The 11,936-nt window shown below is 67.0% G+C and carries 17 protein-coding genes; 9 read left to right on the forward strand and 8 right to left on the reverse strand.

The features are described 5' to 3' along the window. Nucleotides 1-94 precede the first annotated feature (94 nt). The 3 genes from rfbC to BST15_RS05070 are packed head-to-tail and all read right to left on the reverse strand — an operon-like array spanning nucleotide 95 to nucleotide 2,164. Complete coding sequence (gene rfbC, locus BST15_RS05060) at nucleotides 95-667, reverse strand: dTDP-4-dehydrorhamnose 3,5-epimerase (protein ID WP_046189655.1); 573 nt, start codon at nucleotides 665-667, stop codon at nucleotides 95-97. Nucleotide 668: 1 nt separating this feature from the next. Continuing rightward, complete coding sequence (rfbB, locus tag BST15_RS05065; protein WP_046189656.1) at nucleotides 669-1,685, reverse strand: dTDP-glucose 4,6-dehydratase; 1,017 nt, start codon at nucleotides 1,683-1,685, stop codon at nucleotides 669-671. Between the two features lie 53 nt (nucleotides 1,686-1,738). Further along, entirely contained in the window at nucleotides 1,739-2,164 is a 426-nt protein-coding gene (locus tag BST15_RS05070; protein ID WP_046189657.1) for a MarR family winged helix-turn-helix transcriptional regulator, read from the reverse strand. Nucleotides 2,165-2,255: 91 nt separating this feature from the next. Between BST15_RS05070 and BST15_RS05075 the strand changes: the two genes are divergently transcribed. After that, nucleotides 2,256-2,687 (forward strand): DUF1398 family protein, encoded by a 432-nt coding sequence (locus BST15_RS05075; RefSeq protein WP_046189658.1) that lies wholly within the window; start codon nucleotides 2,256-2,258, stop codon nucleotides 2,685-2,687. Nucleotides 2,688-2,705: 18 nt separating this feature from the next. Here the strand turns inward: BST15_RS05075 and BST15_RS05080 are convergent, their stop codons facing one another. The 3 genes from BST15_RS05080 to BST15_RS05090 are packed head-to-tail and all read right to left on the reverse strand — an operon-like array spanning nucleotide 2,706 to nucleotide 5,564. Then, nucleotides 2,706-3,563: an LLM class F420-dependent oxidoreductase gene (locus tag BST15_RS05080; protein WP_046189659.1), complete on the reverse strand. Its 858-nt coding sequence runs from the start codon at nucleotides 3,561-3,563 to the stop codon at nucleotides 2,706-2,708. A gap of 26 nt (nucleotides 3,564-3,589) precedes the next feature. Then, nucleotides 3,590-5,047, reverse strand: a complete 1,458-nt coding sequence (locus BST15_RS05085; RefSeq protein WP_046189660.1) for a flotillin family protein — start codon at nucleotides 5,045-5,047, stop codon at nucleotides 3,590-3,592. Between the two features lie 22 nt (nucleotides 5,048-5,069). Continuing rightward, a complete protein-coding gene (locus tag BST15_RS05090) occupies nucleotides 5,070-5,564 on the reverse strand; it encodes an NfeD family membrane protein (protein WP_046189672.1) in 495 nt (164 codons plus the stop codon). Nucleotides 5,565-5,866: 302 nt separating this feature from the next. Between BST15_RS05090 and infA the strand changes: the two genes are divergently transcribed. From infA to truA, 8 genes are all read left to right on the forward strand, one after another. After that, the gene (gene infA / locus BST15_RS05095; RefSeq protein WP_003418601.1) at nucleotides 5,867-6,088 is read left to right on the forward strand and encodes a translation initiation factor IF-1; all 222 of its coding nucleotides are present in this window, start codon (nucleotides 5,867-5,869) and stop codon (nucleotides 6,086-6,088) included. A gap of 56 nt (nucleotides 6,089-6,144) precedes the next feature. Next, the gene (gene rpmJ, locus BST15_RS05100) at nucleotides 6,145-6,258 is read left to right on the forward strand and encodes a 50S ribosomal protein L36 (RefSeq protein WP_046318639.1); all 114 of its coding nucleotides are present in this window, start codon (nucleotides 6,145-6,147) and stop codon (nucleotides 6,256-6,258) included. A 201-nt stretch (nucleotides 6,259-6,459) separates the two neighbouring features. Next, on the forward strand, nucleotides 6,460-6,834 hold the full coding sequence (gene rpsM, locus BST15_RS05105) for a 30S ribosomal protein S13 (protein ID WP_024443769.1): 375 nt from the start codon (nucleotides 6,460-6,462) through the stop codon (nucleotides 6,832-6,834). A gap of 5 nt (nucleotides 6,835-6,839) precedes the next feature. Continuing rightward, nucleotides 6,840-7,250, forward strand: coding sequence for a 30S ribosomal protein S11 (gene rpsK, locus BST15_RS05110; protein ID WP_046189661.1), 411 nt, complete (start codon nucleotides 6,840-6,842; stop codon nucleotides 7,248-7,250). Nucleotides 7,251-7,265: 15 nt separating this feature from the next. Further along, on the forward strand, nucleotides 7,266-7,871 hold the full coding sequence (gene rpsD, locus BST15_RS05115; RefSeq protein ID WP_046189662.1) for a 30S ribosomal protein S4: 606 nt from the start codon (nucleotides 7,266-7,268) through the stop codon (nucleotides 7,869-7,871). Between the two features lie 81 nt (nucleotides 7,872-7,952). Further along, a complete protein-coding gene (locus BST15_RS05120; protein ID WP_046189663.1) occupies nucleotides 7,953-8,996 on the forward strand; it encodes a DNA-directed RNA polymerase subunit alpha in 1,044 nt (347 codons plus the stop codon). Nucleotides 8,997-9,071: 75 nt separating this feature from the next. Beyond that, nucleotides 9,072-9,620, forward strand: coding sequence for a 50S ribosomal protein L17 (gene rplQ, locus BST15_RS05125; RefSeq protein WP_046189664.1), 549 nt, complete (start codon nucleotides 9,072-9,074; stop codon nucleotides 9,618-9,620). Continuing rightward, entirely contained in the window at nucleotides 9,592-10,467 is an 876-nt protein-coding gene (gene truA / locus BST15_RS05130; protein ID WP_046189665.1) for a tRNA pseudouridine(38-40) synthase TruA, read from the forward strand. The genes rplQ and truA overlap by 29 nt, the downstream gene beginning before the upstream one ends. Here truA and BST15_RS05135 read toward each other — a convergent pair whose 3' ends face one another. Continuing rightward, a complete protein-coding gene (locus tag BST15_RS05135) occupies nucleotides 10,468-11,103 on the reverse strand; it encodes a cutinase family protein (protein WP_046189666.1) in 636 nt (211 codons plus the stop codon). 56 nt (nucleotides 11,104-11,159) lie between these two features. Beyond that, nucleotides 11,160-11,909: a cutinase family protein gene (locus BST15_RS05140; protein WP_046189667.1), complete on the reverse strand. Its 750-nt coding sequence runs from the start codon at nucleotides 11,907-11,909 to the stop codon at nucleotides 11,160-11,162. Nucleotides 11,910-11,936 lie beyond the last annotated feature (27 nt).

Genomic DNA, 11,936 nt, shown 5'->3' on the forward strand with positions numbered 1-11,936 from the left:
GTAAATGCGAGGGGGGCGATGCTCGAGTGTGCGAATTTGTGGTGTTCGCTACCGTCTGGCCGACCAAGGCGCACAGCCGGGGAGACGAGCGGCTCTAGCGCGGGTCCCAGGTGGGCAGCAACCCGGCGGCACGCACCTGCGCCAACGACGGCGCGTCGGCGTCCCGCTCGGAGAGCAGCGGAGGGTGAACGCCCGGCCAGTCGATGCCGATCGCTGGGTCGGTCGGGCAGATGGTGTGTTCGCGCTGAGGGTCGTACTCCGCTGAGCAGAGGTACATGACGGTCGAATCATCTTGCAGCGCAAGGAATCCGTGAGCCAGGCCCGCGGCCAAGTACACCGACCGGCGGTCTTTGGCGTCCAGCAGTACTCCATCCCAGCGGCCATAGGTCGGCGAACCGACCCGAATGTCGACGACGACGTCGAAGACCGAACCCGACAGGCAGGTCACGTATTTGGCCTGGCCTGGCGGGACCTCGGCAAAGTGCAGGCCTCGCAGTACGCCGGCACGGGACACCGAGCAGTTGGCCTGGCGCAGGTCGAATCGGTGCCCGGCGAACTCGGTGAACTCGTGGTCGGTGAACCATTCGAAGAACAGTCCGCGAGCATCGGCATGCTGAGCGGGAGTGAGCTCCCATGCTCCGGGGATGGTCAGCTCGCGCGCGCCCATGTCAGCGCCCCCATCTCGCGTAGCGGGCCTCGGCGGCCTCTTTCAGAGGTGACCACCAGGACTCGTTGGCGCGGTACCAGTCGATGGTGTCACGCAGGCCGGCCTCGAAGTCGGTGTGCCGGGGTGTCCAGCCGAGTTCGTCGCGTAGCGCCGAGGGGTCGATGGCATAGCGCAGATCGTGTCCGGGCCGGTCGGCAACGTGGTCGAAGTCGTCGGGGTCGTGGTCCATCAGTCGCAGGATGGTCTGCAGCACGCTGCGGTTGTCGCGCTCGCCGTCCGCGCCGATCAGGTAGGTGCGGCCGGCATGCCCGCGCGTCATGATCTGCCAGACGGCACTGTTGTGGTCCTCAACGTGGATCCAGTCGCGCACATTGGAGCCGCTGCCATACAGCTTGGCTCGTCGGCCGGTCAGCAGATTGGTGATCTGGCGCGGGATGAACTTCTCCACGTGCTGATAGGGGCCGTAGTTGTTGGAGCAGTTCGAGATCGTCGCGCGCACCCCGTACGAGCGCACCCAGGAGTGCACCAGCAGATCGGCGGCTGCCTTGGTCGAGGAGTACGGGCTGGAAGGGCGATACGCGGTGGTCTCGGTGAAGCGGCTCGGGTCATCGAGAGCCAGCTCGCCGTACACCTCGTCGGTGGAGATGTGGTGCAGCCGCACACCCCGGGCGCGCACTGCCTCCAGGACGGTGAAGGTGCCGATCACGTTGGATCGCAGGAACGGCTCGGGGTCGGCCAGGGCGTTGTCCACGTGGGTCTCGGCGGCGAAGTGCACCACCGCATCGGTCTCCGGATTCAGCTCGGCGACCAGCTCGGCCACCAGCGCCGCATCGGTGATGTCGCCCTGCACCAGGCGGAATCGTCCGTCATGAGAATCCAGGCCGGTGAGCGACTCGCGGGTGCCGGCGTAGGTCAACGCGTCTAACACCGTGATCGAGGTACCGGGGTGTTGCGCAAGGGTCCTGCGCACGAAGTTTGCGCCGATGAACCCGGCGCCACCGGTCACCAGCAGACGCATGGGGAAACCATAACCGGCGGTGCCCCCTGGCCGGCTGGGCTGCCACCGGCCGGTCACGCTTGCTCCAGTATTGCCACCAGTCGGCGGAGGCCGTCATGAATGTGGGCCGTCTCGTCGGGGCCGAGCGCCTCGAGCTGCGCGCGGTGCTCCACGGCGGCAGCACTGTTCATCCGCTGAAGGATCTGTGCGCCCTCGTCGGTGAGGGTGAACAGCGGGGAGGTGCGGTGATCGGGATTGTCGAGAGCACGCAGAAGGCCTTGCTGGGCAAGCTCGTTCGCGACGCGTTGGACGGCTTGTCGCGCGGTGCCCAGCCTTCGGGCCGCCTGGGCAACGGTCCGAGGGCCATCGCTGACGACCGAGAGCACCTGCCAGCGGGCCTGAGTTTGTCCCGCAGACTTCGCTATCTGCTCGCCGCGTCGCCTTGCCAGGCCGGCTGCTTGGTAGAGGTCTGCCACCAGTAGTGCCATCGGATCATGCATCGGGTCTCCCGGCCGTTGTGCTGCAGTTTGACAGCATAGTGTCAAAATGACACCGTATGGTCATCCTGAACCGGTGTGCCGAGGAGCGAACATGAACAGCGTCGAACGTCTGGCCCAAGCCCAGCGTCACGGGATGCACATCCGGCCCGAGACGCACGGATTTCCCTACCTGGCCGAGGCCCTGCGACTGGCAGGAGTGCGGCTGATCCGCTTCGATGTCGCCTCGGGCGGCGCGCTCTACGTCATGGACAGCGGGGTGGTCCACCAACCGGGCGGTCCGCTGCACGGCGAGCCGGTTGCGGTGGCACAGTTCGATCAGCAGGCCCTGGTGTCGGCGATCGACGCCGACAAAGCGGGCGCGATCACCTTCCCAGAGTTCCTCCGCCGATGCTGGACGGCCGGTGTGGTCGGCTACGAGGTCGACACGATCGAGCGCACCTGTACGTACTTCGGCGCCCCCGATGGACGGTATGTGGAGAGCTACCCGGCGGTGACGCTTGACCGGCTTACCAACCCCGGGTAGGCCCGCGTTGGCGGGCTCTCAGTCGCGCGGGGTCAGTCCCAACGGCCCGGCCAGGGCCGTCAGCGTCGGCAACAGGTTCTCCCAGCCGCCCAGCACCTGGATGGCCACTTGGTCCGCGCCGGCTTGCAGGTGTTCGTCCAACCGAGCGGCGATCTGATCGGCGGTGCCGTGGGCCACGACCGCATCGATCAACGCGTCACTGCCGGGCGAACGTACGTCGCTGTCGTCGAAGCCCAGCCGGTGCCAGTTGTTGACGTAATTGGACAGTCGCAGGTAGAAGTCGACCGCCTCGCGCCCGGTCTCGCGTGCTGCGGAGGCGTCGGTCGAGAGCACCACCTTGTGCTCGGGTGCCAGGAACACCGAAGGGCCCACCTGTTCGCGGGCGCTTGCGGTGTGTTCCGGGGTGGTCAGGTACGGGTGCGCTCCCGCGCTTCGCTCTGCCGCCAGCTTCAAGACCTTGGGTCCCAGCGCTGCCAGCACCCGGCGGCTGGTGGGAACCCCGGCCTCGTCGAGCACATCCAGGTAGTCGGTCAGTGCCGTATACGGGCTGCGATATTCGGCGGTGGCTTCGGGGTGGCCGACGCCGACACCGAGCACGAACCGGTTCGGGTAGGCCGCTTCGATGCGGTGGTAGGACTCCGCGACCTGGTGGGCGGGGGCCGACCAGACGTTGACGATTCCGGTGGCCACCTGCAGGGTCGACGTCGCCGCGAGTAGCGGCTCGACGAACGCCAGATCCGCAGCGGGGGAGCCGCCCACCCAGATCGCTCCGTACCCCAACCGCTCGATCTCGGCGGCCTGCTGCGGCGTGGGCGATCCGAACGTCCACGCGGCGTAGCGGCCCAACTCGGGCTTGAGTGCGAACGTGTCCGACATCGTGGCTCCTCCTATGTCCCTGGCGGCTACTCGGTGGGCAGCGGAGCGGCCTCGGCGACCTGCGGTGGCTCGGAAGAACGCGGACGCAGCATGGCCGCCACGTCCACCCCCGATGCCTTGAGGGTCTCCAGCACCTTGGCGATGCCCAGGGGACTGATACCCAGCAGGCCGCCGACCGCATCCTGGGCATCGCCGGCACCGCCGATGATCGACAGCCGCTCGATGTCCGACAGCGGCGCGGCGGCAGCCTCGGTGGCCTGCACCACCGCTGCCAAGACGTCGGGCAGCATCAGCATCCGGGCCGCTTCCGTGGTGTAGCTGTTGAGGGCGTAGGCGATCTCTTTCTTGCCCTCGGCCTCGGCGAGCAGCTTGGCCTTGGCGCCGTCTGCCTCGGCCTGACGCTCCACCCGCAGCGCGTCGGCGGCCGCTTTCCGGGCGTCGGCCTCGGCCACACCCGCCTGCCGGGCCGCCTCCGCCTGGGCCTGCGCCGCCAGAATCGCGGCCTGGCGCTGTCCCTCGGCGCGGGCCACGTCGGCTTGGCGCTGCGCTTCGGCGGGGGCGATCACATCGGCCTGCAGAGCGGCCTGGGCCTGCTCGGCGCGCCGCTGCTCCACCTCGATGCGGGCCTGCACCCGGGCGGCCTCGGCCTGCTCGACCGCGATGCCGACGTCCTTCTCGGCGCGGGCGTGCGCCAGTGGACCGGCCTGGTCTGCTTGGGCGTTCTCGGCCTCGGTCTGCGCACGCAGCCGGGCCAGCTCGACGTCGCGCCGCTGATTGGCGGTGGCGATCGCGGTGTCGGCCTCGGCCTGGGCGACCGACCCCTCCTGACGGGCCTTGGCCGACTGGATCTGGGCGTCCCGCTCGGCCTCGGCGGTGCCGACCGTGGCGTCCCGTTTCACCTCGGCGATACGGCGCTGGCCCAGCGATTCGAGATAGCCGTTGCGGTCGGAGATTCCGGCGATCTTGAGGACGTCGACTTCCATGCCGATGCGGGCGAGGTCGGTGCCGGCCTCCTCGACCACGCTGCGGGCCAGCGTGTCGCGGTTGGAGTTGAGATCCTCGACGGTCATCGTCGCGGTGATACCGCGCAGGCTGCCGGCGAGGATGTCGTTGATCTGGCGCTGCAGGTCGTCGAGATCCGAGGTCAGGAAGCGCTGCACCGCGGTCTGCACGGCTTCGTCGGCCGAGCCGATCCGGACCAGGCCGACGGCCTCCACGTTGACCGGCACGCCGTTGTTGGACAGCGCGTTCTGCAGGTTGATGCTGACGTTGAACGGCTCCAGGCTCATGATGTCGACGCGCTCGATGCCCGGCATCCGGAACCTGGCCCCGCCGCGCACCACCTTCGGCTGGCCGCGACCGGTGAACACCGCGACCTCGTTGGGCGGGACCTTGACGTAGTTCTGGACGTAGATCATCGGCAACACAACCAGCAGCAGCAGGGCTGCGACGGTGCTGATGGTCACGATCAAGACAAGGGACACGATTACTGCCTCTCCGGCTGAATTACTGAGCGGGTACTGCGACGACGTGGACGTACTCGGCGTCGACATCGGCGATGTAGACGCGGGTGGCTTTGGCGAGGTGCTGCGACTCCGGGCTGACAGCACGGGATCGGACCCGGTTGCCGTCCGGGTCGACGAAGGCGATCTCGCCCCAGCCTCCGGGCGGAACATCGATGGTCACGGTGCCCAGCAGGCCGATGTAGGACGTTCGACCGTGCTGGGAGTTGGACTCCTGTCGACGCAGGTAGGGCAGCACCACACCGTGCAGGAGGGTGGCCAGCGCGACTCCGCTCCCGATTCCCAGGACGGCGGCGGGCAGGGCGCCGAACCCGGCCCAGGTCCCCACCAGGCCACCGGCACCCGTTCCTACCAGGGCGGCAGACACGCCGGTCAGGCTCAGAAACGGCAGCCCGTCGTGGCCGATATCGGTCAGCAGCAAGGCAGTGAGCAGGGCGATGGCACCGACGGCGAATGCCGCCAGATACACAGCCGTCACCACACCTCCTAGGAGATCGAACGGCGACCGGCCGACGGTCGCTGCATCATTTGTCCGGCCCATCCTTGCATGCCGGTGTGCGTGCGAGCCCGGCATTTTGGCGTGGGAGGCCGAAGCGGGTATCGTAGGTCGACGGTGCGGCGTCCGCGTCGACTCTTTGCGTGCCCAGTCTGAGATTCTTCGGGTTCTACCTGGAATTTCCTGTCACCGGCCCACGTTTTGCAGTCGTAGTCGACGCTGCGCTGTGGCGGGCGCATGCACACGCGACAAGTAAGTCAGACACGGAGGATCGCCGGAGAGTAATGGCCAAAAAAGACGGTGCAATCGAGGTCGAGGGTCGAGTGGTCGAGCCCCTGCCCAATGCGATGTTTCGCATTGAGCTGGAGAACGGTCACAAGGTGCTCGCTCACATCAGCGGCAAGATGCGGCAGCACTACATCCGCATCCTGCCGGAAGACCGGGTGGTCGTGGAGCTGTCGCCCTATGACCTGTCCCGCGGACGCATCGTCTACCGGTACAAGTAGCTCCCCACCGCCGTCGAAGTACGTCAACCAGCGATTAGAACAGGACCACAGCAGCCGTGAAGGTGAACCCCAGCGTCAAGCCGATCTGCGACAAATGCAGGGTGATTCGTCGGCACGGCCGGGTCATGGTGATCTGCGCGGACCCGCGCCACAAGCAGCGTCAGGGCTAGCGACACAGATCGTCGGCCCGGCCTAGCCGGGCTCCCGCCACAACTGAATGCAGACCTCCCAGTACCAGTGAGCTGGCTGGCATCTTTTAGAGATGGGCCGGCTCACCCACGCCCGGATCGGAGGCCGGGCCCCGGAGCAGTTGGCCGGGAACGGGCTGGGATCACAACCTCCGCAACGAAGATGAAAGGGGCATGCCCCCCATGGCTCGACTTGTAGGCGTCGACCTGCCGCGCGATAAGCGCATGGAGATCGCGCTGACCTATATCTACGGCATCGGCCGTACTCGTTCCAACGAAATCCTGGCTGCGACCGGTATCGACAAGGACCAGCGCAGCAAGGACCTGACCGACGACCAGCTCACCCAGTTGCGTGACTACATCGAGCGCAACCTGAAGGTTGAGGGCGACTTGCGCCGCGAGGTGCAGGCGGACATCCGCCGGAAGATCGAGATCGGCTGCTACCAGGGCCTGCGGCACCGTCGCGGTCTGCCGGTGCGCGGCCAGCGGACCAAGACCAACGCGCGCACCCGCAAGGGTCCCAAGCGCACCATCGCCGGTAAGAAGAAGGCCAGGTAATCGTCATGCCACCGAAGAAAGCGACCGGGCCCAAGAAGGGTCAGAAGACCCGGCGGCGGGAAAAGAAGAACATCCCGCATGGTGCCGCTCACATCAAGAGCACCTTCAACAACACGATCGTGACGATCACCGACCCGCAGGGCAATGTGATCGCGTGGGCGTCGTCGGGCCACGTGGGCTTCAAGGGCTCGCGCAAGTCCACCCCGTTCGCCGCGCAGCTGGCCGCCGAGAACGCTGCCCGCAAGGCGCAGGAGCACGGCGTGAAGAAGGTCGACGTGTTCGTCAAGGGCCCGGGTTCGGGCCGCGAGACCGCGATCCGTTCGCTGCAGGCCGCGGGCCTGGAGGTCGGTGCCATTTCTGACGTCACGCCGCAGCCGCACAACGGTTGCCGTCCGCCCAAGCGGCGCCGGGTCTAGGAGGTTTAGGAAAACATGGCTCGTTACACCGGACCCGCCACCCGCAAGTCCCGCCGTCTGGGCGTCGACCTGATCGGTGGAGACCAGGCATTCGAGAAGCGGCCCTACCCGCCCGGCCAGCACGGCCGCGCGCGGATCAAGGAAAGCGAATACCGCCTGCAGCTGCAGGAGAAGCAGAAGGCTCGCTTCACCTACGGCGTGATGGAGAAGCAGTTCCGTCGCTACTACGAGGAAGCCGTCCGTCGTGGCGGCAAGACCGGCGAGGAGCTGCTGCGCATCCTGGAAAGCCGGCTGGACAACGTGGTTTACCGCGCCGGCTTGGCCCGCACCCGTCGGATGGCTCGCCAGCTGGTCAGCCACGGCCACTTCACCGTCAACGGTGTGAAGGTCGACGTGCCCAGCTACCAGGTGTCGCAGTACGACATCATCGACGTCAAGGACAAGTCGATCAACACGGTGCCGTTCCAGATCGCTCGGGAGACCTCGGGCGACCGCCCGATCCCGGGCTGGCTGCAGGTGGTCGGGGAGCGGCAGCGCATCCTGGTTCACCAGTTGCCCGAGCGCGCACAGATCGTCGTTCCGCTCACCGAGCAGCTGATCGTCGAGTTCTACTCGAAGTAACCCACACGCTGCAGGGGGTTCGCCCCCTGCAGCGCCCCCAACCGGCATCAAATAGCGGGTGCCAGAAGGAGAAACAACCCCATGCTGATCTCACAGCGTCCGACCCTGTCCGAAGAGGTCGTCGCCGAGAACCGGTCGCAGTTCGTCATCGAGCCCCTGGAGCCCGGCTTCGGCTACACCCTGGGCAACTCGCTTCGGCGCACCCTGCTGTCGTCGATCCCCGGCGCGGCCGTCACCAGCATCCGCATCGACGGCGTGCTGCACGAGTTCACCACCGTCCCCGGGGTGAAGGAAGATGTCACCGACATCATCTTGAACCTCAAGGGCCTGGTGGTCTCGTCCGAAGAGGACGAGCCGGTCACCATGTACCTGCGCAAGCAGGGCCCGGGTGCGGTCACCGCGGGTGACATCGTTCCGCCCGCGGGCGTGACGGTGCACAACCCCGACATGCACATCGCCACCCTGAACGACAAGGGCAAGCTCGAGGTCGAGCTGATCGTCGAGCGTGGTCGCGGCTACGTTCCGGCCGTTCAGAACAAGGTGTCGGGCGCCGAGATCGGCCGCATCCCGGTCGACTCGATCTACTCGCCGGTGCTCAAGGTGACCTACAAGGTCGAGGCCACCCGTGTCGAGCAGCGCACCGACTTCGACAAGCTGGTGCTGGACGTGGAGACCAAGAACTCCATCAGCCCGCGCGACGCGCTGGCCTCGGCCGGTAAGACCCTGGTCGAGCTGTTCGGTCTGGCACGTGAACTCAACGTCGAGGCCGAGGGCATCGAGATCGGGCCGTCGCCGGCCGAAGCCGATCACATCGCTTCGTTCGCGCTGCCGATCGACGACCTGGACCTCACCGTGCGGTCCTACAACTGCCTCAAGCGTGAGGGAGTGCACACGGTCGGGGAGCTCGTTGCCCGCACCGAGTCCGACCTGCTCGACATCCGCAACTTCGGTCAGAAGTCCATCGACGAGGTCAAGGTCAAGCTGCACCAGCTCGGCCTGTCGCTGAAGGACAGCCCTGCCAGCTTCGACCCCTCGCAGGTGGCCGGGTACGACGTTGCCACCGGCACCTGGTCGGCCGACGCCGGTTACGACGAGCAGGACTACGCCGAAACCGAGCAGCTTTAACGCCCAACCTCTCGAAAAGAGAGCCGTCCCGGCCCTACCTGATACGGGGGCCGGCCCCATTGAGGAGAAGTCGCAATGCCCAAGCCCACTAAGGGTCCCCGCCTCGGCGGTAAGTCTTCGCACCAGAAGGCGCTGCTGGCCAACTTGGCCACCTCGCTGTTCACGCACGGACGGATCAAGACCACCGAGCCGAAGGCGCGGGCATTGCGGCCGTACGCCGAGAAGCTGATCACCCACGCCAAGAAGGGCACGCTGCACAACCGGCGTGAGGTGCTCAAGAAGATCCGCGACAAGGACGTGGTGCACTCGCTGTTCGCCGAGATCGCCCCGCACTTCGCGGACCGCAACGGTGGCTACACCCGCATCATCAAGGTCGAGCCGCGTCAGGGTGACAACGCCCCGATGGCTGTGATCGAGCTGGTTCGGGAGCGGACCGTGACCTCCGAGGCCGACCGCGCCCGTCGCGCCGCCGCCAAGGCTGAGAAGGCCGCCGCCAAGACCGAGGAGGCGCCCAAGCCTGCCGAGGTTGAGGCCGAGGAGACGGCTGAAGAGGCCACCGAGGCCGCTGAGGCCACCGAAGCCGCAGAGGCCACCGATGCTGCCGAAGGCACCGACGAATCCTGACGGCATTGCCGAAGCCGTTCGGCTTCGGCTAGACATCGCCTACGACGGAACGGAATTCGCCGGCTGGGCGATTCAAGCGGGACAGCGCACGGTCGCCGGAGTACTCGACGAGACTCTGACGACCGTGTTCCGCATTCCGGTGCGGGTGTTCGCGGCCGGACGGACCGATACCGGGGTGCACGCCACCGGCCAGGTCGCCCACCTGGATATTCCGACGTCGGAGCTGCACCATGCGTATTCCCGGACGCGTCGTGACGGTGAGCCGGAGTTCCTTGCGCTGACAAGGCGATTGGCGCGTTTTCTGCCGGCCGATGTGCGGGTGCTGCGGGTTCGCCGCACCGTCGCCGAGTTCGACGCCCGGTTCTCCGCGCTGCGGCGGCATTACACTTACCGGTTGTCGACTGCGCCCTACGGTGTGGCGCCGCAGGATGCCCGCTACGTCACCGCGTGGTCGCGTCCACTGGATGTCGACGCGATGGCGCAGGCATCGAAGCATCTGGTGGGCCTCCACGACTTCGCGGCGTTCTGCCGGCACCGAGAGGGTGCCACCACCATTCGAGACCTCCAGCGCCTTGATTGGGTGCGCGACGGTGACCTGGTCACCGCGCACGTCAGTGCCGACGCGTTCTGCTGGTCGATGGTGCGCTCCCTGGTCGGCGCGGTGCTGGCGGTCGGCGAGCACCGACGCGATGCCGCCTGGTGTGCCGACTTACTGAACGCGCAGCGCCGGTCCAGCGACTTCACCGCCGCACCCGCCCGCGGTCTGACCCTGGTGGGAGTCGATTACCCGCCGGACGATCAGTTGGGTGCGCGCACCCTGATCACCCGGGATCTGCGCACCCGCTAGCTAGAGAAGCCCCGCGACGAACGACGCGGCCTGATTGGTCATTCCGGGGGTGTAGCCGGAGTGCGCCGAGAACAAGCGGCCGGGTGAGCAGATCGGGTCGCCGTCCGTGCACAGGTCGATGGTCTTGAACCCGTAGACCGGACTGTTGGTCAGCGGCTGCCCGATCTTGCTGGAGGGGTTGCCGAAGACCGCGATCGCCGCGACGTGATCGGCCGCCTCAGGCGGCAGCGGTGCGGTGAAGCCGAATCCTGGAACCGGTGCCGCGGCCACGATGTCGATGATTGCCGCGCCCTGCGAGTAGCCGCCGAGGACCAGGCGAGTACCCGGGCAGTTCTCCACCATCCACATGATGTGACCGCTGGCGTCGTTGGCGCCGTCGGCCGCCCGGCCGAAGTCATAGCTGGCCGGATAGTTCACCGCGTAGGCGCCCACGGAGCGGGAGGTCTGCCCCCGCAACGAGTTCACCAGTCCCTCGCCGACTCGGCCAAGGCCTGGTGGTTCGCTGGTGCCCCGAGCAAACACCACCTCGACGTCTGGGCAGCCGTCGGCGGAAGCCGTCGCCATCGTCGACGGACAGGGGCTGATCAGCAGCGCTGCTGCGACGGTGCCCGTCGCCAGGATGCGGAATGCCTTCACGGGGATAGATCTTAACGAAAGACGTGTTGACGATCTAATTAATTGTGGTCGACCTCTCAGGGCAGCAGGGGACCGGGTGCCGATACCGGTCCTGGCACCGGACCGGGCCCCGATCCCGGCAGCAGGCCGGGGGACCGCAGTCGGCCTGCGATGAAGTTCGCTGCCTGGCTGGTCAGGGCTGGAATGTAGCCGTCGGTGTGATCGGTCCACTCATTGCCGGGGCCCTCGTGGCAGATCGGGTCCCCGGGGTTGCACAGGTCCAGCGCCTTGGAACCGAACAGGGCGCTCTGCACGCTGATCGGTCCGCCGGTGCGATCGGCGGGGTTGCCGAAGGTGGTCACCGCCACGACCTGGTCGGCAAACTGCGCGGGCAATTGGTTTCCCCAGCTGATGCCACCCACCTGCGTACCGGTCACGATGTCAATGACTGATGCGCCCTGCGAATAACCGCCCAGCACCAGCTGGGTGTTGGGGCAGACCTCAGCCGCCGCCTTGACCCGCTTGATCACGTCATTGGCGCCGTCGCCGCCACCGAGCTGCAGCCGGCCGGCGGGGTAGTTGACTGCGTACTCGTCGACCTTCTTGGACGTCTGCTGGCGCAGTGAGTCGATGAGCGCCCGCCCGACCCGGCCGACGCCCGGCGGCTCGCTGGTGCCGCGGGCGAAGATCACCTCAACATCCGGGCAGTCATAGGCCGACGCCACCGGGGTCACACTCGGGGCCAGCGGAGACACGGCCGGGAGCGCCAGCAGGGCGGCTGCCATCACGGTCGCGGAAAAGATGCTGCTCACCTGAACAGAACGCATACCCGAGATGGTACCGAAACACGTTTT

This window comes from Mycolicibacter arupensis (assembly GCF_002086515.1).
GTDB lineage: Bacteria > Actinomycetota > Actinomycetes > Mycobacteriales > Mycobacteriaceae > Mycobacterium > Mycobacterium arupense.